Source organism: Streptomyces sp. IBSNAI002, assembly GCF_052244475.1.
GTDB lineage: Bacteria > Actinomycetota > Actinomycetes > Streptomycetales > Streptomycetaceae > Streptomyces.
In genome coordinates this window covers 7,587,741-7,606,128 of the sequence record NZ_JBQPXG010000002.1, presented here as the reverse complement: position 1 = coordinate 7,606,128, position 18,388 = coordinate 7,587,741, and the positions used below count along the sequence as shown (strand labels likewise).

Below are 18,388 nucleotides of genomic sequence, written 5' to 3'. Positions count from 1 at the left end.
GCGGGAAGAGGGTGCGTGATGTGCGTGATGTGCGCGGGTCATGGTGAATCAACGGCATGTCCATTACAAGAGGGCCTATTGAGCCGAACTTCCGCGCCGCACTCCGACGCCGGCCCCCGCGCGGCCCGCGCCGGCCCGCGCCGGACCGCACCGGCACCCGCCCGGTGGCCCCCGGCGTCCCCCAGGGCCAGCCTTGACTCATGAGCACACCCGCCCGGCCGGCCGGGCCCGGCGTCCCGCTCGCGTCCGCGCGGGGCCGCTGGATCCTGCTCACCACGGTGCTCGGCTCGAGCATGGCCATGCTCGACTCGACGGTGGTCAACGTCGCCCTCCCCCGGATCGGCGAGGACCTCGACGCCGATCTCGCCGTCCTCCAGTGGACGGTCAACGCCTATCTGCTGACCCTGGCCGGGCTGATCCTGGTCGGCGGGGCGCTCGGCGACCGCTTCGGGCGCCGGCGGATCTTCGTCCTCGGCGTGGTGTGGTTCGCGGTGGGCTCGCTGCTGTGCGGCATCGCGCCGAACGCCGGGGTGCTGGTGGCCTCCCGGGCCCTGCAGGGCATCGGCGGAGCCCTGCTGACGCCCGGTTCGCTCGCCCTGATCCAGGGCTCGATCCACCCGGAGGACCGGGCCCGGGCGGTGGGCCTGTGGTCGGGGCTGGGCGGGGTGGGGGCGGCCGTGGGGCCGTTCCTCGGCGGCTGGCTGGTGGACGGGCCCGGCTGGCGCTGGGTGTTCCTGCTGAACGTGCCGCTGGCCGCGCTGTGCGTCCCGGTGGCACTGCGGCACGTACCCGAATCGCGCGATCCGCAGGCGCACGGGCGGTTCGACGTGGCCGGCGCGCTGCTGGGCGCTGCCTCGCTCGCCCTGCTCACCTACGCCCTGATCGAGGCCCGGACCGCCTCCGCGCCGGTGATCGCCGCGGCGGTGGGCGGCGTACTGCTGGCCGGGGCGTTCGTGTACGTGGAGCGGCGGCGGGCCGATCCGATGGTGCCGCCGGAGATGTTCGCGTCCCGGCAGTACACCGCCGTCAACCTGGTCACCCTGTGCGTGTACGCGGCCTTCGGCGGGTTCTTCTTCCTGGTCGTGCTCCAGCTCCAGGTGGTCTCCGGCTACTCCGCCCTGGCGGCCGGCGCGGCGCTGCTGCCGACGACCGTGCTGATGCTGCTGCTGTCCGCCCGCTCCGGGGAGATCGGGGAACGCATCGGGCCGCGCATCCCGCTCACCGTGGGGCCGCTGATGTGCGCGGCCGGGACGCTGCTGATGCTGCGGGTGGGGCCGGACGCCTCGTACGCGGCGGACGTGCTGCCCGCGATGGTGGTGATGGGTGCGGGCATGGTGATCCTGGTGGCCCCGCTCACGGCGACCGTGCTGGCCTCGGTGGACCCGGGCCGGGCGGGACTGGCCAGCGGCATCAACAACGCCGCGGCGCGGGCGGCCGGGCTGCTGGCAGTGGCCGCGCTCCCGCTGCTGGCCGGAATGGGACCGGAGGCGTACCGCTCGGCGGAGCAGTTCGACACGGCGTTCGGGCGGGCCATGCCCTGGTGCGCGGGGGTACTGGTGGTCGGGGCGGCGGTGGCGTGGGCGACCGTACGGACCCCCGCGGCCGGGGCGGCGCACCCGCAGTGCCGTACCCAGTGCGCGGTGGGCGCCCCGCCTCTGGAGCCACCGCGGAGGGCGGATTCCGGACCCCGAGAGGCTTGACTGAATTTTCAGTCAATGCCACAGTGCCGCTACCTCTCATCCATCCCTCCTTCGGAGGTTCGTATGAACCCAAGCCGTAGAACCGTGCTGCGATCGGCGGGCGCCGGGGCGGCCGGACTCGCCCTCGCGACCCTCGCCGGCCAGCAGGCCGCCCAGGCGGTTCCGGCCGCCGCCGCCCGGATGCGCGTGCCGCTCGACGACGTACGGCACGCCCGCACCTGGATGGCCTGGCCCTCCAGCCGCACGATCTGGGGCCGCGACCTGGCCGGTGTGCAGCAGGACATCGCCCTGATCGCCCGCACCGCCGCCCGCTACGAACCGGTGCTGATGTGCGCGGCGGACGAGAGCGCGGCCGCCACCGCGCGGGCCCGGTGCGGCTCCGCCGTCACCGTCATCTCCTCGATCCCGGTCGACGACCTCTGGATGCGGGACTCCGGCGCTGTGTTCCGCCTCGACGGCGCCGGCGCCATGGACGCGATCGGCCTGAACTTCAACGGCTGGGGCGGCAAGCAGACCCACCGCAAGGACGCCAAGGTGGCCCGGCTGCTCGCCGCGCACGAGTCCCTGCCCTTCACCGTCGCCGACTTCGTGGGCGAGGGCGGCGCGGTGGAGACCGACGGCGACGGGACCGTGATGGCCACCGAGAGCAGCCTGGTCAACAAGAACCGCAATCCCGGACTGAGCCGGGCCCAGGTCGAGGCCAAGGTGCTCGCCGCCTACGGCGCCGACAAGATGATCTGGGCGCCCGGGATCAAGGGGCAGGACATCACCGACGACCACATCGACGTCACCTCCCGGTTCGTGCGGCCCGGCGTGGTGATGGTCCAGGTGCCGCCCCCGGAGCGCACCGACATCTGGGCGAAGGACGCCCGCCAGCAGCTCGCCATCCTCTCCGCCGCCACCGACGCCAAGGGCCGCCGGCTCCAGGTGATCCGGGTGGACGGGCCGCGGAACCCGCGCTCCGACAGCCCCGACTTCGTGGACTCGTACCTGAACTTCCACCTCGTCAACGGCGCGGTGATCACCTCCCAGTTCGGGGACCAGGCCACGGACGCGGGGGCCCGGCAGGCCCTGGCCGCGGCCTTCCCCGGCCGCACCGTCGTCCAGCTCGACGTGGACCGCCTGATGGGCGGCGGCGGGGGCATCCACTGCTCGACCATGCAGCAGCCGGCCGCCCCGTGAGGTGACGCCATGTGCTGGAGCGCGACGGCCGATCTGACGGCGGGCACGGTCATCGCCGCCGTGGGCCTCGTGTGCGTGGCGCGCACCGCACGCGGCGGGCGGGCCCGCGACCTGCCCGTCGCCGCGCTCCCGCTCTTGCTGGGCGCGCACCAGCTGATCGAGGCCGCCGTCTGGAGTGCGGGCGGCGGCTGCTCACCGGCCACCACCGCCTGGGCCGTGGTCGCCTTCCCGCTGCTGGCCGTCTGGGTGCCGCTCGGGGTTCTGCTCGCGGCCGCGCCGGGGGCCAGGCGCCGCCTGTGGGGGCCGGTGGCGGTCGGCCTCGCCACCGGCGCGGTCCTCTCGTACGGTCTCGCGACCCGGCCGGTGACCGCGGAGATCCGCGGTCACACGGTCGGCTACGGCGTGGACGTCCCCTGCGCCCCGCTCGTCGTGGCGGGCTACCTGTTCGCCACGCTCGGCGCCCTGCTGCTCGCCGGCGACCGGCGGCTGCGGCTGCTCGGGGCCGTGCTGGGCGCCGGCGCCGCGGTCTGCGCGGCGCTGTGGAGGCTGGAATTCGCCTCCACCTGGTGCGCGTTCGCCGCGGTCGCATCCTTGCTGGTCCTGGGCTGGGTACGGCGCCCGCAGGCCGCGGCTTCTGTGACACGACCGGCTTGAAGTTACGAAGTTACCCCGAGGTATCTAGTGACTTCACACGCACCTAGCAGTAGAACTCGTTCTCATTCAGCCGAGAGTGAGGAACGTCACATGAGTGACAATGGCATGCCCAGAAACGGTTCCAACGGCTTTTCCCGTCGCGGATTCCTTGCGAGAACAGGTTCTATTTTGGGGGCCGTGGCCCTCTCTGCACAAGTCACTTCCGCTCATGCGGCGCACGCCGCCACCACCACCACGACCGCCTCGATCAACGACGGGGCCCGCGTACCGGTCCTGATCATCGGCACCGGATACGGCGGATCCGTCGCCGCCCTGCGCCTGGCCCAGGCCGGCGTCGACGTCCACATGATCGAGATGGGCATGGCCTGGGACACCCCGGGCACCGACGGCAAGATCTTCGCCCACACCACCAAACCCGACTACCGTTCCTACTGGCTGCGCACCAAGACCAAGGCGCCGCTCAGCAACTTCCTCGGATTCCCGATCGACAAGAACGTCCCCAAGTACACGGGCATCCTCGACGCCGAGGAAATGGGCGGCATCATCGTCTACCAGGGCCGCGGGGTCGGCGGCGGCTCGCTCGTCAACGGAGGCATGGCCGTCACCCCCAAGCGGGCCAACTTCAGCTCCGTCCTGCCGTCGGTGAACGCCGACGAGATGTACGACACCTACTACCCCCGGGCCAACGCGGGGCTCGGCGTGGGCCTCATCGACCCGGCCTGGTTCGACACCGTCGCCTGCTACCAGTACGCGCGCGTCGGCCGCAAGCACGCCCAGCGCTCCGGATTCCCCTTCGTCTTCGTCCCCGACGTGTACGACTGGGACTACATGAAGCAGGAGGCGGCGGGCACCGTCCCCAAGTCCGCGGTGGACGGCGAGATCCTCTACGGCAACAACCACGGCAAGAAGTCGCTCCAGCAGACCTACATCGCGGCCGCCAAGGCCACGGGCAAGGTCTCCATCTCCCCCCTGCACCAGGTCACCTCGGTCGCCCCGGCCTCCGGCGGCGGCTACACGGTCACCATCAGCCAGCTCGCCACCGACGGCAGCGTCACCGCCACCAAGACCGTGACCTCCGACCGGGTCTTCTTCGCCGCCGGCAGCGTCGGCACCAGCAAGCTCCTCGTCAAGCTCAAGGCCACCGGCGTCCTGCCGAACCTCAACGACGAGATCGGCAAGGGCTGGGGCGATAACGGCAACGTCATGTGCGGCCGCGCCAACCACATGTGGGACGCGACCGGCAAGGTGCAGGCCTCCATCCCCTGCGGCGGCATCGACAACTGGGACGCGGGCGGCGCGTTCGCCGAGGTGGCCCCGCTCCCGACCGGCATCGAGACGTACGCCTCCTTCTACCTGTCGATCACCAAGAACCCGCACCGCGCCCAGTTCTCCTGGAACGCGGCGGCGGGCAAGGTCGACCTCAACTGGCAGACGGCCTGGAAGCAGCCGTCCATCGACATGGCCAAGACCATCTTCGACAAGATCAACTCGAAGGAGGGGACGATCTACCGGACCGACCTGTTCGGCACCAACAAGATCTGGGGCGACCACCTCACCTACCACCCGCTCGGCGGCGCCGTGCTGAACAAGGCCACGGACAACTACGGCCGCCTGCACGGCTACACCGGCCTGTACGTCATCGACGGCGCGCTGATCCCCGGCAACACCAGCGTCAACCCGTTCGTCACCATCACGGCACTCGCCGAACGGAACATCGAGAAGATCATCGCCACCGACCTGTAGCCAGGTCCGTACGCACGACAGCCGGGGCCGATCGGGTGAACCGAGCGGCCCCGGACCCATGTCAGTGACCCGGCAGCATGCAGACGCTGTCGAGGCCGAGCACGTGGTTGAGGCGGCCGAAGACCAGCCAGGATCCGATGCTCATCGTCAGCTCCACGATCTCGAGCTGGGTGTAGTGCGCGTTCATCCGCTCCCAGAACTCGTCGTCGAGCCCGTGGTGGTCCAGGGTGAACCGCTCGGCGTACTCCGCCGACATCCGGGTGCGCTCGTCGAAGCGGTCCGTGGTCCGCCACTCGGTCACGGCGTCGGAGAACTCCTCCTCGACCTTCTCCCCCTTCAGCTCCGTGCGCCAGTCCAGGCAGAAGACGCAGCCGTTGATCTGCGCGACCCGCAGCCGCGCGGCCTCGAACTCGCGCAGCCCCAGGGTGGTGTGGGCGTAGACGGACAGCGAGAAGTTGGCGGCGGCCATGCCGATGCCGGGGACCAGATCGCCCCACACGTACTCGATCGGGTGCTGGCCTTCGGGAATGTCGATCCTCATGACTGCTTCCTTCCGAGTTTGCCGATGGCGGGGCGCAGCGGGACGTCGAGGGCGTCGTAGAGCCCGGGGTCCGCCTCGGTGAGCCAGTCGATGGCGCTCACCAGGCGTCCGACGGCGGTGGCGTTGCCGCCCGCCGAGCGGTTCTCGCCCTCGTCCGTGGCCTCGACGGTGACCTCGATGCGCGGGCGGCCCTCGATGACGACGCGGTGGGCGCCGTCGCCGCCGTCGGGCGGGGTGGGCCAGTCCGTGGCGCACGAGGCGTGGATGCGGGTGACGTGCTCGATGACGATGCGGGGTTCGCCCTCGACGATGCCCTGCACCTCGAAGCGGACGGCTCCCTGGGTGCCGGCTTCGAACGCGCCCATCGTGCGGGTGGTGACGGTGGTGTCGAGGGCGCGCCGGTCCACCGTCTCGCGGATCTCGTCCAGTTCCACACCGAGGGCGCGGGCCATCATGCGTATCTGCCCGCCCCACACCATGGTCGGGATCGAGGGCATGAGCATCATCGGTTCGTAGTCCATGGGCTGGCCCATGCCGACGAGGTAGCGGACGGAGTCCGGCTGGTCGTAGGTGGAGTAGTCGAAGATCTCCTGGCAGCGGATGGCGTCGATCGTCGTGCCGAGGCCGCTGAGCAGGAGCGGGAGGACGTCGTTGCCCCAGCCGGGGTCGACGCCGGAGGCGAAGAGCGAGCCGCCGCCCTCCGCGATGGCGGCCAGGACCGGATCGCGGAACTCGGGCGGGGCGCTGCGGTGGTCGTACAGCGGGTAGAGCGCGGGGCTGACGACGACCGCGCCGGCCCGGATCGCCCGGGTGATGTCGGCGAGGGCCTCGTCGGGCCGGACGTCGCCGGAGGCGGCGTACACCACGGCCCGGGGGCGGGCGGCCAGGACGGCTTCGATGTCGTCGGTGGCCGCGACCCCCGACAGGTGGTCGAGTCCGCCGAGTTCACCCGCGTCGCGGCCGACCTTGGCTGGATTGTGGACGATGACTGCGGAGAGTTTCAGTGCTGGATGGGCCTCGACGGCGCGGATGGCCAAACGGCCGACGTTGCCGGTACCCCAGACAACCGTGGAAATCATGCGCGGAGGGTAGCCACAGGACCTGGACGTTTCCATAGTCGTGCGGCCGCAGTCGTGCGGCCCGGGCCTCCGCGCCCGGCGGGGTCACTGGTTCTCGCCGCCCAGGACGAAGAGGAGGTAGACGAAGAAGGCGAAAAGGTGGCCCACGAACAAGTAGGCGATCAGCCGGATCACCAGACCGCGCGGGAACTTGCTCTCGATGCGCGCCCGTACGGTGGTGACGGGCTCCTGTCCCTCTGACATGGGTACGTCTCCTCGGCTATCGGTGGTGTGTGGTGGCGGCGCCGCCCAGGCACAGCCCGGCGAGGCTGCTCTGCAGCAGGGTGTGGACGAACAGCAGGTCCGCGCCGCCGGGATCGGCCCCCGCGATGCGGTGCGGGGTCAGCGAGTCGAAGTGCGCGCTGTCCCCGGGGTCCAGGAGGTGCTCGGCCTCCCCCAGGTGCAGCCGCAGCCGGCCGCCCAGGACGTACAGCCACTCCTCGCCGGGATGTACGCGCACCAGCTCGCCCGGGCCGCGGCCCTGCGGGACGTGCACGCGCAGGGCCTGCATGCCGCGCCCGGAGCCGCCCGCCTGCCAGTACGTCCAGCCGTCGGCCTCGCGGGCGCCGGGGCCGCCGGCCCGTACGATGGGATCGGCGACGGCCGGGGTCTCCCCGAGCAGCTCGGAGACCGTCGTACCGTAGGTGCGGGCGAGTGCGAGCAGCAGCGGCAGCGAGGGCTGGCGCCGGCCCGTCTCCAGACGGGACAGGTGGGCGGGCGAGAGCCTGGCCCGCCCGGCGGCGGCTTCCAGGGTGAGTCCGGCGCGGCGGCGCAGGTCACGCAGTTGCGGGGCCACGGCGGGCAGCTCGTCGCCCGTTTCCTCGGGGGCAGGGCCGGGGTTCATGCCCCGATTGAGCCAGAGACTTGCCTGTAAGGCAATCCGTCTTGCCTCTGAGGCAAAAACACCTCCTCCGGGGCCGCTCTCCTATCCCCCGCTGCCGCCCGCGAGCACCGTCTCCACCGTGTCGGCCTGCTCCGCCCTCTTGTCAGGCCGGTGCCTGAGCACCCGCGCGAAGCGCAGGGCGACCCCGGCCGGGTAGCGGGAGGAGCGCTGGAGGCCGTCGTAGGCGATCTCCACCACGAGTTCGGGCCGCACCCGCACGGTGAAGCCGTCGTCCGAGGTGGCGAGGGCGCCCAGCTCGCGGGTCTGCCAGCGCAGCATCTCGTCGGTGAGCCCTTTGAAGGTCTTGCCGAGCATGGCGTAGCCGCCGTCGGCCGCCCGGGCGCCCAGGTGCAGGTTGGACAGCATCCCGGTGCGCCGCCCGTGGCCCCATTCGGCGGCGAGGACGACCAGGTCCAGGGTGTGCACCGGTTTCACCTTGAGCCAGTTCTTGCCGCGCCGGCCCGCCGCGTAGGCCGAGTCGAGGCTCTTGGCCATCACCCCCTCGTGGCCGCGGCGCAGGGTCTCCGCCCAGAACTCCTGCGCCTGCGCGCCCTGCGCCGACGGATCCTCGACCACCAGGCGCCGTACCCGGGCGCTCTCGGGCACCAGGGCGGCGAGGGTCTCGTACCGTTCGCGGACCGGGCGGTCGAGCAGCACCTGCGGTCCGGCGGCCAGCACGTCGAAGAAGTACGCGTCCACGGGGAGCGTCCGCCGCGCCGCCGCGACGTCGACGCGGGAGCCGACCCGGCTCGCGATCTCCTGGAAGGGCACCGGGCGGCCGTCCGCGGACCGGCCGATGACCTCTCCGTCGAGGATGAACCGCTCCCCCGGCAGCGAACGGGCCAGCTCGGCCACCTCCGGCAGCCGGTCGGTGATCTCGTCGAGGGAGCGCGTGTACACCCGTACCTCGTCCCCCTCGCGGTGGACCTGGACCCGGATCCCGTCGAGCTTCTCCTCCACCGCGCAGGGCCCGAGCGCGGCCAGCGCCTCTCCGACGGACTTCGCGGTGCTCGCCAGCATGGGCTGCACCGGCTGTCCGACGCGCAGGGTGAAGCCGCCGAGCACGGCCGCGCCCCCGGCCAGCACGGCCGCCGCGACCCTGGGCAGCGAGCCGTCCAGCATCACCGCCCGGCGCAGGTCCGCGGCCGGCACCGCGGCGGCCGCGGCCACGCCCTCCAGGGCCACCGCGTCGAGCGCGCCCTGGCGGACCTCCCCCGACAGCAGGCTGCGCAGGAACCGCTGCTCGGGTTCGGTCGCCGCGGCCAGCAGGTCCTGGAGGATGCGGCGGCGCCCCGCCTGCGATCCCGCGCCCGCCACGGCGGCCAGCTCGGTGACCGCGGCGTCCACGCCCCGGACGGTCAGGGTGGGCTCCGGCGCGGGCGCCACGTCCTGGCCGAGCGCGCGCCAGCCGATGCCCGGCCGGCCCTGGGGGAGGCGCCCGGCGAGGTACGAGATCACCAGCGCGGCCTCGTCCGGGGGCGCGGCGGCGAACAGCTCCGCGAGCAGGGCGGTCTTCCCCGACCGGGCGGAGGTGCCGGCGACCTCCCGGGACACGCGCGCGACCTCGGCCAGCAGCATGCCGCCATCCTCCCGCCCCGGCGCGCGCCCCGCAGGTCGGGATCCGGCCGCCTCGGCCGGGATCCGGCCGCCTCGGCCGGGATCCGGCCGCCTCGGCCGGGATCCGGCCGCCTCGGCCGGGATCCGGCCGCCGCGCATACCGCGGACGCGGTACGCGCGGCGGCCGGCGTACTCCTGTGGAAGGTGGGGACATCCCCCTGAGGAGGCTCGGGCGCGGGGCGGCGGGCGTTTAGGGTTCCCGTATGAAGCTCCGACTGCCCAGGCGCCGCCGGGTCCGCCTGTTCGCCGGCGCCGCCGCGCTCGCCGTCGTCGCGGGAGCCGGGCCGTGGCTCGTGTCGGCCGCGTCCGGCGACACCGCGGCCGTGCACCGCGAGGACCGCGTGGTGGACATGCCCGGCGCCGCGATCGACACCTCCTACTTCACCGCGGAGGGCTCCGGCGGCGGCGGGCGCACGGCGGAGAAACGTCCCGCTGTGCTCCTCGGCCACGGTTTCGGCGGCAGCAAGGAGGACGTCCGCGCCCACGCGGAGCAGCTGGCCCGCGACGGGTACGCCGTCCTGACCTGGTCGGCCCGCGGCTTCGGCCGCTCGGGCGGCCGGATCGGGCTGAACGACCCCGAGTACGAGGTCAAGGACGTCTCCCGGCTCATCGACTGGCTCGCCACCCGGCCCGAGGTACGGCTCGACGCGGAGGGCGACCCGCACGTCGGCGTGGCCGGCGCCTCCTACGGCGGGGCCGTCGCCCTGCTCGCCGCCGGGTACGACCGGCGGGTGGACGCCATCGCCCCGCAGATCACCTACTGGAACCTGGCCGACTCCCTCTTCCCGAACGGGGTCTTCAAGAAGCTCTGGGCCGGCATGTTCTTCACCACGGCCTCTGCGGGCGGCATGCAGCCGGCGCAGCAGGGCCCGCAGGCGGCCGATCCGCCCGCCGCTCCCGGCTGCGGGCGCTTCCAGCCCGAGCTGTGCGCCATGTACGAGCGGGTCGCGGTGGCCGGGAAGCCCGATCCCGAGGCCCGCGCGCTCCTGGAGCAGCGCAGCCCGTCGGCCGTCGGCGCCCGGATCAAGGTGCCGACCCTGATCGTGCAGGGCCAGGACGACTCCCTGTTCCCGCTGGACCAGGCCGATTCCATGGCCAAGGCCATCGCGGCGAACGGCGCGCCCGTCTCCGTGGACTGGGCGTCGGGCGGACACGACGGCGGCACGCGCGAGGCCGACCGGCTGGCGGCCCGGACGGCGGCCTGGTTCGACCGCTACCTCAAGGACGACGAAGGCGCCGGCACCGGGCCGGCCTTCCGCGTCTCGCGTTCCGGCGGCATCGACTCGACCGACGGCCAGGTGCAGCTGCGCGGCGCCACCGGCGACCGGTACCCGGGACTGGCTTCGGACCCGCGGGAGTTCCCCCTGGCCGGACCGGAGCAGAGCTTCGCCAATCCGGCGGGCGGCGCGCCTCCCGCGCTGTCCTCGCTGCCGGGCATCGGCGGGCAGCTCGCTTCCTTCGGAGCCGGGCTCTCGCTGGACTTCCCCGGGCAGAACGCCCGGTTCGAATCGAAGCCGCTGGCCGAGGAGGTGCGGATCACCGGGGCTCCTACCATCGCCCTGAAGGTGAGGTCGACGGCACCGGACGGTTCGGCCGTGCTCTTCGGCAAGGTGTACGACGTCGGCCCGGACGGTCGCACGCAGGTGCTGCCGAGTCAGCTGGTCGCCCCGTTCCGGGTGGAGAACGCGCAGCAGGAGACCTCCGTCGAGGTGCGGCTGCCGGCGATCGACCACGCCGTCGAGGCCGGGCACCGGCTGCGGCTGGTGGTCGCCGCGACCGACCTGGGCTACGCGAGCCCGGCCGCCCCGGCCACCTACACGGTCTCGGCGCAGGGCCCGCTGGCCGTGCCCGTCGCCCCGGAGGTCGAGGCCGCCACGGCCGGGCTGCCCGCCTGGACGTGGGGACTGCCCCTGGGCGCGGCGGCACTGGCCGGGGCGCTGCTGGGGATCCGCAGGACCGGCCGGGGCGGTGCGGGTGCGGGGGGCCGGGGAGCGCAGCCGGACCCCGCGCTGGCCTACGTACCGCTGGAGATCACCGGTCTGACGAAGCGGTACGCGAAGGCGGAGGACCGGTACGCCGTGCGCGACCTGTCGTTCCGGGTGGAGAAGGGGCAGGTGCTGGGCCTCCTCGGACCCAACGGGGCCGGGAAGACCACCACGCTGCGGATGCTGATGGGGCTGATCTCGCCGGACGCCGGGGAGATCCGGGTGTTCGGGCACGCGGTACGGGCCGGTGCGCCGGTTCTGTCGCGGGTCGGGGCCTTCGTGGAGGGCGCGGGTTTCCTGCCGCACCTGACGGGCCGCGCGAACCTGGAGCTGTACTGGCAGGCCACCGGCCGCCCGGCCGAGGACGCGCACCTGGCGGAGGCCCTGGAGATCGCCGGGCTCGGCGACGCGCTGGAGCGCGCGGTGCGCACGTACTCGCAGGGCATGCGGCAGCGCCTCGCGATCGCCCAGGCCATGCTCGGGATGCCGGATCTGCTGATCCTCGACGAGCCGACGAACGGTCTGGACCCGCCGCAGATCCGCGAGATGAGGGACGTGATGATCCGCTACGCGGCGGGCGGGCGGACCGTCATCGTCTCCAGCCACCTGCTGTCCGAGGTGGAGCAGTCCTGCACGCACCTGGTGGTCATGGACCGCGGCAGGCTGGTGCAGGCGGGCGAGGTCTCGGAGATCACCGGCGGCGGGCACACCCTGCTGGTGTCGCTCGCGGGGCCGGTGGACGAGGTGGCCGTCGAGAAGGTGGCGGCGCTGGAGGGAGTGGGTTCCGTGGTGGCCGCCGACGACGGACTCCTCGTACGGCTCGACGGCGCGACGGCCGCCGGACTGATCGCCGAACTCGTGCGGCTCGAGGTGCCGGTCAGCGGAGTGGGTCCGCACCGGCGGCTCGAGGACGCGTTCCTCACCCTGATCGGAGGTTCGGCGTGAGCGCCGTACAGGAGGTGGCCCCCGGCTACCAGGCCGGACGGACACTGCCGCTGCGCGTGGAGGCGCTCCGGCAGTGGCGCAGGCGGCGGACCCTGGTGATGTTCGGGGTGCTGGCCGCCCTTCCGTTCATCATGCTCATCGCCTTCGCGGTGGGCGGCGGGCCGGACGGCCCCGACGGGGGCAACGGCCGGATCACGCTGATCGACACGGCGACGGCCTCGGGCGCGAACTTCGCGGCGACCTGCCTGTTCGTTTCGGCGGGCTTCCTGCTGGTGGTGCCGGTGGCGCTGTTCTGCGGGGACACGGTGGCCTCGGAGGCGAGCTGGTCCTCGCTGCGCTACCTGCTGGCCTCACCGGTGCCGCGGGCGCGGCTGCTGTGGAGCAAGCTGGTGGTGGCGCTCGGCTTCAGTCTCGCGGCGATGGTGCTGCTGCCCTTGGTGGCGCTGGCTGCGGGCACGGTCGCGTACGGGTGGGGGCCGCTGAAGATCCCGACGGGCGGGGCGCTGGCCGCCGGGGACACCGTGCCGCGGCTGGCGCTGGCGGTCGCGTTCGTCTTCGTGTCGCAGCTGGTCACCGCGGGGCTCGCGTTCTGGCTGTCCACGCGGACGGACGCGCCGCTGGGCGCGGTCGGCGGTGCGGTCGGTCTGACGATCGTAGGGAACGTGCTGGACGCGGTCACGGCGCTCGGGTCCTGGCGCGAGTTCCTGCCGGCGCACTGGCAGTTCGCATGGGCGGACGCCTTGCAGCCGCAGCTGGAGTGGGGCGGGATGATCAAGGGGGCGGCGGTGTCGGTGTCGTACGCGCTGGTGCTCTTCGCCCTCGCCTTCCGGGGGTTCTCCCGCAAGGACATCACGTCCTGAGCGGAAGAACCCCGGGGCTGGAGACGGCTAGGGGGTGTCTGACGGATGCCCGTGGGGAAGGAGTGGCGTCCGGTGCGCGGTCTCGGTGTACCGGCCGGAAGCCTGCGTACTGGGCGTACTCGGGCTTCCGGCCGGTGCGGCGAGAGCGCGTGCCAGGCGTCGCCGGGCAGACGGGAGTTTGACGACAGGCCCTAGGGAAGAACGCGTACGGGTGAGCCGTCGAGGAACGCTTGGATGTCCTCGACGGCTTCGCCGTAGTACGTGGCGTAGTTGGCCCGGGTGACGTAGCCGAGGTGCGGGGTCGCCAGGAGCCTCGGGGCGGTGCGCAGCGGATGGTCCCCCGGCAGCGGTTCGGTGTCGAAGACGTCGAGGGCGGCGCCCGCGATGCGGCCCGCGCGCAGGGCCGCGAGGAGCGCGTCCTGGTCGACGATGGCGGCGCGGGAGGTGTTGACGAGGTAGGCGCTCTCCTTCATCAGCGCCAGTTCGGTGGCGCCGATCAGGCCGCGTGTGCGTTCGCCGAGGGCGAGGTGGACGGAGACGAAGTCGCTGCGCGCCAGCAGTTCCTCCTTGGAGGCGGCGAGCTCCACGCCCGCCTCCGCGGCCCGCTCCTTGGTGAGGTTCTGGCTCCAGGCCGTCACGTCCATGCCGAAGGCCAGCCCGATCCGGGCGACGCGGCCGCCGATCTTGCCGAGGCCGAGCAGGCCCAGCCGGTGGCCGTGCAGGTCGGCGCCGACCGTGCTCTGCCAGGGGCCGTGCGTGCGCAGGGCGCCGTTCTCCTGGACGATGCCGCGGGCCAGGCCGAGCAGCAGGGCCCAGGTCAGTTCGACGGGCGGGGTGGCGGAGCTGGCGGTACCGCAGACGGTGACCCCGTTGCGCGCGGCGGCGGCGTAGTCGATCACCGCATTGCGCATGCCGCTGGCCACGAGGAGCCGCAGGCGGGGCAGCCGGTCGAGCAGCGAGGCCGGGAAGGCCAGGCGTTCGCGCAGGGTGACGACGATGTCGAAGTCGGCCAGGCGGGCCGCGAGCCGGTCCTCGTGGGAGAGGTGGTCGGTGTAGGTGACCACCTCCACCCGGTCCGCGACCGGGGACCAGTCGGCGAGGGAGGTCGCGGCCTCCTGGTAGTCGTCGAGGACCGCGCAGCGCAGCACGCCCGTCACGCCGGGACGCCCGGTGCCACGGCGTCGATCTCGGCGAGCAGTGCGGCGTCCAGCGGGCGGTCGGCCACGGCCGCGTTGGCGCGGACCTGCTCGGGAGAGGTGGCTCCGGCGATGACGGAGGCGCAGCCGGGCTGGGCGGAGAGCCAGCCGACCGCGAGTTCGAGGACGGTGCGGTCGTGCTTCTCGGCGAGGGCGGCCAGCTCCTCGACCACGTCGAGGCGCTCGTCGGTGAGGTAGGCGTCGCGGCCTTCGAGGCGGGAACCGGCCGGGACGGGGGCGCCCCTGCGGATCTTGCCGGTGAGCAGGCCGTTGGCCAGCGGGAAGTACGGGAGCACGCCGACGCCGTAGTGCCGGGCCGCCGGGACGAGTTCGCGCTCGGCCGAGCGCTCCAGCAGCGACCACTGGTTCTGCGCGGAGACGAAGGGCACCGAGCCGGTCTCGCGGGCGGCGTGGGCGGCTTCGGCGAGCTGCCAGCCGGTGAGGTTCGAGTGGCCGATGTAGCGGATCTTGCCCTCGGCGACCAGCTCGGTGAGCGCGGCGAGGGTCTCCGCGATCGGGGTGGCCGGGTCGGGGCTGTGCAGCTGGTACAGGTCGATGTGGTCGGTGCGCAGGCGGCGCAGCGACTCCTCGAGGGCCCTGCGGACGTACGCGCGGCCGCCGCGTGACCCGGCGGCGGGGCCGTAGTTCATGTCCATGCCCGCGTAGCCGAACTTGGTGGCGAGGACGACCTGGTCCCGGCGGCCCTTGAGGGCCTGGCCGAGGTGGTTCTCGGAGCCGCCGAGGCCACCGTAGATGTCGGCGGTGTCGAGGAGGGTGATGCCCGCGTCGAGCGCGGCGTCGACGACGGCGCGGGTGGCCTGGGCGTCCAGCCGGCCACCGAAGTTGTTGCAGCCGAGCCCGACGGTGGAGACCTGAAGACCCGAACTGCCCAGGGGGATATAGCGCATGCGATGCGTGCCTCCGCACTCGTGCGATGCCTGACCGGCCGTCGGCCCAGTCTAGAAGAGCTCGGCGAGGCGCTTGCCGACAGCCCAGGCCTCCTGCGTGGTGCAGGCCGCGAGGGCGGGGTCCCGCACTGCCGCCGCCTCGGCGAGCGCGGTGGTGGCGTAGAAGTTGACGCGGTCGCAGAACACCTCCCGGATGTCGGCGCCGGTGGCGGGTGCGAGGGTGACGGCGGCGGTCGCCGGGGTGAGGTCGCGGATGCCCTGCGGGGTGACGGTGAGCGAGACGGGCGCGCCGGTGGCGGCGCAGCGTCCGGTGACGCGGCTCTCCGGCTCCTTGAAGACCACCGGGAACATCAGGACGTCCATCACGCACCAGCCGTGGACGCGTCGTCCCCGCAGCTCCATCGCGTACGGCCGCTCGGCGTTGAGCGAGACGCCCGCCCCGACGATGTCCCCGCTCCCGTCGGTCTCGAGGTCGAAGTCCATGGCGCTGAAGCGGGGGAGCACCTCGTCGGCCGACCAGCCGAGCAGTTCGCCGGCCTTGGCGGTGGAGAGCGGGCCGTGGGTCAGCAGCCCGTCGACGAGGGCGGCTCCGGCGGCCATGAGCCGCACGCCCTTCGGTGAGGTCCACTTGGCGACCAGCTGATCCGACAGGTCCTGCGCCTTCTCGTTCACCGCATCCTCCAGGTTGGGTGGATTTGTTCCGTTTCCAACCTATCGGAGCGCGAGGCGACGCGGCCGGTGCGAGCTCCCCCTCAACCTCCCTCAACCTCCCTCGGCCTCTCCCCCTCTCCCTCCCTCTCCCTTCAGCCCGGGGCGCGGCCGCCTCGATGCCCGGCACGAGATGGCTAGACCACACGGGCGGCGCCGGCCGACGGGGACGCCGAGGTGATGCGGGGCGGCGCGTGGCCCGCCCGGCGGAAGGCGTCCGTCAAGGCCCGTCTCACCGCGGGTTCGGCGGCCGTGTCGATCAGGGCCAGGGCCGAGCCGCCGAAGCCGCCGCCGGTCATCCGGGAGCCGTGGGCCCCGGCCGCGTCGGCGGTGGCCACCGCCAGGTCGAGTTCCGGGCAGGAGACCTCGTAGTCGTCGCGCAGCGACACGTGCCCCTCGGTGAGCAGCGGCCCCGTCTCGCGCAGCCGGCCGGCCCGCAGCAACACCTCGGTGCGCAGCACCCGCTCGTTCTCGGTGACCACGTGCCGGACGCGTCGGCGCACCACCGGATCGCCGAGTCGGGCCAGCGCCCGTTCGAGGTCCTCGTACGGGAGGTCCCGGAGCGCGGGTACGCCGAGGGCCTCGGCCGCCCGGTGGCAGGAGGCCAGGCGCTGCGCGTAGGCCCCGTCCGCCAGGGCGTGCTTGACGCGGGTGTCGATGACCAGGAGGCGCAGGCCCGCCGCCTCGCAGTCGAAGGGGATGTGCCGCTGTTCGAGACTGCGGGTGTCCAGGTGGAGGGCGTGGCCTTCGGTCGCGCACGCCGAGGCCATCTGGTCCATCACCCCGCAGGGGACGCCGACGTACGCGTTTTCGGCGCGCCGGGCGAGCGCGGCCAGTTCGGGCCGGGTGAGCGGGAGCCCGTACAGGTCGGCGAGGGCCAGCGCGGTGGCCACCTCGAGGGCGGCCGAGGAGGACAGCCCGGCTCCGGTCGGCACGTCGGACCGTACGTGCAGATCGGCCCCCCTGACCGGAAGTTCAGCATCCAGCAGGGCCCAGAAGACCCCGGCCGGGTAGGCGGCCCAGCTGTCCGCGCCCCGCGGCGGGTGCGCCGGATCGAGCGCGGCGAGGTCGAGGGTCACCACGCCGGCCCGGGTGTTGGCGGAGTGGAGCCTGATGATCCCGTCAGTGCGCGGGGCCGCGGCCACCTCGGTGCGCTGCGGGAGCGCGAAGGGCAGGGCGAAGCCGTCGTTGTAGTCGGTGTGTTCGCCGATCAGGTTGACCCGGCCGGGCGCCGCCCAGACCCCCTCGGGCGGGCGGCCGTACAGCTCCCGGAATGCCCTGGCGGTCCCGGTCACGGGGTCGCCACCTCCCGCAGGCGCGCGGCCGCGTCCTCGGGCCGGACGTCGTTCATGTAGGCCTCCATGCCGGATTCGGTCCCGGCGAGGTACTTCAGTTTGTCCGCGGTGCGCCGGACCGTGAACAGCTCCAGGTGCAGCGCGAAGTCCTCGCGTCCCTCGCCGAGCGGGGCCTGGTGCCAGGCGGAGATGTACGGGGTGGGGTCGGTCCGGCCGAAGAGCCGGTCGAAGCGGCGCAGCAGCTCGAGGTAGATCCGGGGGAATTCGGCGCGGGCCGCGTCGCCCAGCGCGGGCAGGTCGGGGACCCGGTGGTGCGGGTGGAGGTGGACCTCGTAGGGCCAGCGCGCCGCGTAGGGCACGAAGGCGGTCCAGTGCTCCCCGGCCAGGACGACGCGCGAGCCGTCGGCGCGTTCGGCGGCCAGCACCTCCTCGAAGAGGTTGCCGCCGGTGCGCGCCCGGTGGCCGGCGACCGTGGCGAGCATCCGGGTGGTGCGCGGGGTGACGAAGGGGAAGGCGTAGATCTGGCCGTGCGGATGCGCGAGGGTGACGCCGATCTCGGTCCCCCGGTTCTCGAAGCAGTAGACCTGCCGGACGCCGTCGCGGGCGGAGAGTTCGGCGGTGCGGTCCGTCCAGGCGGCCATCACCAGCGCGGCCCGCTCCTCGTCGAGCTGGGCGAAGGAGGTCAGGTGGTCCGGGGTGAAGCAGATGACCTCGCAGCGGCCGGTCTCTCCGGCGAGGGAGGGGAACCGGTTCTCGAAGACGGCCACTTCGTAGTCGGGGGCCGGGATCTCGCTCGCGTGCCCTTCGGTGGAGGGGCACAGCGGGCAGGCGTCGGCGGGCGGGTGGTAGGTGCGGTCCTGCCGGTGGGAGGCGATGACGACGCTGTCGCCGAGCAGCGGATCGCGGCGGACCTCGGAGGTGCTCGCGGTGGCCCGCGCTCCGAGCGGACGGGTGTCGGGGAAGGCGCGGGCCGCGCCGTCGCCGGTGTCGTAGTAGAGGATCTCGCGGCCGTCGGCCAGGCGGGTGCTCGTGCGCTTCACGTGGGGATCCTCT

16 protein-coding genes are annotated in these 18,388 nt (G+C 73.2%); 6 read left to right on the top strand and 10 right to left on the bottom strand.

Features of this window, described 5'->3' with window-relative positions; all coding sequences use genetic code 11:
- The first annotated feature begins 200 nt into the window (after positions 1–200).
- The 4 genes from ACTVZO_RS35300 (at position 201) to ACTVZO_RS35285 (ending at position 5,279) form a co-directional block, all read left to right on the top strand.
- Positions 201–1,700 (top strand): MFS transporter, encoded by a 1,500-nt coding sequence (locus ACTVZO_RS35300; RefSeq protein WP_443302211.1) that lies wholly within the window; start codon positions 201–203, stop codon positions 1,698–1,700.
- A 63-nt stretch (positions 1,701–1,763) separates the two neighbouring features.
- Positions 1,764–2,882: an agmatine deiminase family protein gene (locus ACTVZO_RS35295; RefSeq protein WP_443302210.1), complete on the top strand. Its 1,119-nt coding sequence runs from the start codon at positions 1,764–1,766 to the stop codon at positions 2,880–2,882.
- Between the two features lie 9 nt (positions 2,883–2,891).
- A complete protein-coding gene (locus tag ACTVZO_RS35290; RefSeq protein WP_443302209.1) occupies positions 2,892–3,536 on the top strand; it encodes a DUF6629 family protein in 645 nt (214 codons plus the stop codon).
- Between the two features lie 105 nt (positions 3,537–3,641).
- The gene (locus ACTVZO_RS35285) at positions 3,642–5,279 is read left to right on the top strand and encodes a GMC oxidoreductase (RefSeq protein ID WP_443303370.1); all 1,638 of its coding nucleotides are present in this window, start codon (positions 3,642–3,644) and stop codon (positions 5,277–5,279) included.
- Between the two features lie 61 nt (positions 5,280–5,340).
- Here the strand turns inward: ACTVZO_RS35285 and ACTVZO_RS35280 are convergent, their stop codons facing one another.
- The 5 genes from ACTVZO_RS35280 to ACTVZO_RS35260 form a co-directional block, all read right to left on the bottom strand.
- Positions 5,341–5,820 carry a carboxymuconolactone decarboxylase family protein gene (locus ACTVZO_RS35280; protein ID WP_443302208.1) on the bottom strand — a complete coding sequence of 160 codons (480 nt, stop codon included), beginning with the start codon at positions 5,818–5,820 and terminating at the stop codon, positions 5,341–5,343.
- Positions 5,817–6,899: an NAD(P)H-dependent amine dehydrogenase family protein gene (locus ACTVZO_RS35275; protein WP_443302207.1), complete on the bottom strand. Its 1,083-nt coding sequence runs from the start codon at positions 6,897–6,899 to the stop codon at positions 5,817–5,819. The genes ACTVZO_RS35280 and ACTVZO_RS35275 overlap by 4 nt, the downstream gene beginning before the upstream one ends.
- An 84-nt stretch (positions 6,900–6,983) precedes the next feature.
- Entirely contained in the window at positions 6,984–7,142 is a 159-nt protein-coding gene (locus tag ACTVZO_RS35270; protein ID WP_443302206.1) for a DUF6126 family protein, read from the bottom strand.
- A 16-nt stretch (positions 7,143–7,158) separates the two neighbouring features.
- A complete protein-coding gene (locus tag ACTVZO_RS35265; RefSeq protein ID WP_443302205.1) occupies positions 7,159–7,782 on the bottom strand; it encodes a helix-turn-helix domain-containing protein in 624 nt (207 codons plus the stop codon).
- Positions 7,783–7,863: 81 nt separating this feature from the next.
- Complete coding sequence (locus ACTVZO_RS35260; RefSeq protein ID WP_443302204.1) at positions 7,864–9,399, bottom strand: ATP-dependent DNA ligase; 1,536 nt, start codon at positions 9,397–9,399, stop codon at positions 7,864–7,866.
- A 242-nt stretch (positions 9,400–9,641) separates the two neighbouring features.
- On the opposite strand from ACTVZO_RS35260, the gene ACTVZO_RS35255 reads away from it, so the two are divergent.
- Positions 9,642–12,368 carry an alpha/beta fold hydrolase gene (locus ACTVZO_RS35255; protein WP_443302203.1) on the top strand — a complete coding sequence of 909 codons (2,727 nt, stop codon included), beginning with the start codon at positions 9,642–9,644 and terminating at the stop codon, positions 12,366–12,368.
- Complete coding sequence (locus tag ACTVZO_RS35250; RefSeq protein ID WP_443302202.1) at positions 12,365–13,228, top strand: ABC transporter permease; 864 nt, start codon at positions 12,365–12,367, stop codon at positions 13,226–13,228. The genes ACTVZO_RS35255 and ACTVZO_RS35250 overlap by 4 nt, the downstream gene beginning before the upstream one ends.
- 191 nt (positions 13,229–13,419) lie before the next feature.
- On the opposite strand, the gene ACTVZO_RS35245 is transcribed toward ACTVZO_RS35250, so the two are convergent.
- From ACTVZO_RS35245 to galT, 5 genes are all read right to left on the bottom strand, one after another.
- Positions 13,420–14,385 carry a D-2-hydroxyacid dehydrogenase family protein gene (locus ACTVZO_RS35245; protein WP_443302201.1) on the bottom strand — a complete coding sequence of 322 codons (966 nt, stop codon included), beginning with the start codon at positions 14,383–14,385 and terminating at the stop codon, positions 13,420–13,422.
- A complete protein-coding gene (locus ACTVZO_RS35240) occupies positions 14,382–15,332 on the bottom strand; it encodes an aldo/keto reductase (protein ID WP_443302200.1) in 951 nt (316 codons plus the stop codon). The genes ACTVZO_RS35245 and ACTVZO_RS35240 overlap by 4 nt, the downstream gene beginning before the upstream one ends.
- A gap of 51 nt (positions 15,333–15,383) precedes the next feature.
- A complete protein-coding gene (gene merB, locus ACTVZO_RS35235; protein WP_443302199.1) occupies positions 15,384–16,004 on the bottom strand; it encodes an organomercurial lyase in 621 nt (206 codons plus the stop codon).
- Positions 16,005–16,177: 173 nt separating this feature from the next.
- Entirely contained in the window at positions 16,178–17,335 is a 1,158-nt protein-coding gene (gene galK / locus ACTVZO_RS35230) for a galactokinase (RefSeq protein WP_443302198.1), read from the bottom strand.
- Entirely contained in the window at positions 17,332–18,375 is a 1,044-nt protein-coding gene (gene galT / locus ACTVZO_RS35225; protein WP_443302197.1) for a galactose-1-phosphate uridylyltransferase, read from the bottom strand. Before galT ends, galK begins: the two co-directional genes overlap by 4 nt.
- Positions 18,376–18,388 lie beyond the last annotated feature (13 nt).

Bases quoted from the DNA above. Each gene is read 5' to 3' on its own strand.
- ACTVZO_RS35300 (WP_443302211.1), top strand. From the start codon at position 201: ATGAGCACACCCGCCCGGCCGGCCGGGCCCGGCGTCCCGCTCGCGTCC.
- ACTVZO_RS35290 (WP_443302209.1), top strand. From the start codon at position 2,892: ATGTGCTGGAGCGCGACGGCCGATCTGACGGCGGGCACGGTCATCGCC.
- ACTVZO_RS35260 (WP_443302204.1), bottom strand. From the start codon at position 9,399: ATGCTGCTGGCCGAGGTCGCGCGCGTGTCCCGGGAGGTCGCCGGCACC.
- ACTVZO_RS35255 (WP_443302203.1), top strand. From the start codon at position 9,642: ATGAAGCTCCGACTGCCCAGGCGCCGCCGGGTCCGCCTGTTCGCCGGC.
- ACTVZO_RS35295 (WP_443302210.1), top strand. From the start codon at position 1,764: ATGAACCCAAGCCGTAGAACCGTGCTGCGATCGGCGGGCGCCGGGGCG.
- ACTVZO_RS35275 (WP_443302207.1), bottom strand. From the start codon at position 6,899: ATGATTTCCACGGTTGTCTGGGGTACCGGCAACGTCGGCCGTTTGGCC.
- ACTVZO_RS35285 (WP_443303370.1), top strand. From the start codon at position 3,642: ATGCCCAGAAACGGTTCCAACGGCTTTTCCCGTCGCGGATTCCTTGCG.
- ACTVZO_RS35270 (WP_443302206.1), bottom strand. From the start codon at position 7,142: ATGTCAGAGGGACAGGAGCCCGTCACCACCGTACGGGCGCGCATCGAG.
- ACTVZO_RS35265 (WP_443302205.1), bottom strand. From the start codon at position 7,782: ATGAACCCCGGCCCTGCCCCCGAGGAAACGGGCGACGAGCTGCCCGCC.
- ACTVZO_RS35240 (WP_443302200.1), bottom strand. From the start codon at position 15,332: ATGCGCTATATCCCCCTGGGCAGTTCGGGTCTTCAGGTCTCCACCGTC.
- ACTVZO_RS35280 (WP_443302208.1), bottom strand. From the start codon at position 5,820: ATGAGGATCGACATTCCCGAAGGCCAGCACCCGATCGAGTACGTGTGG.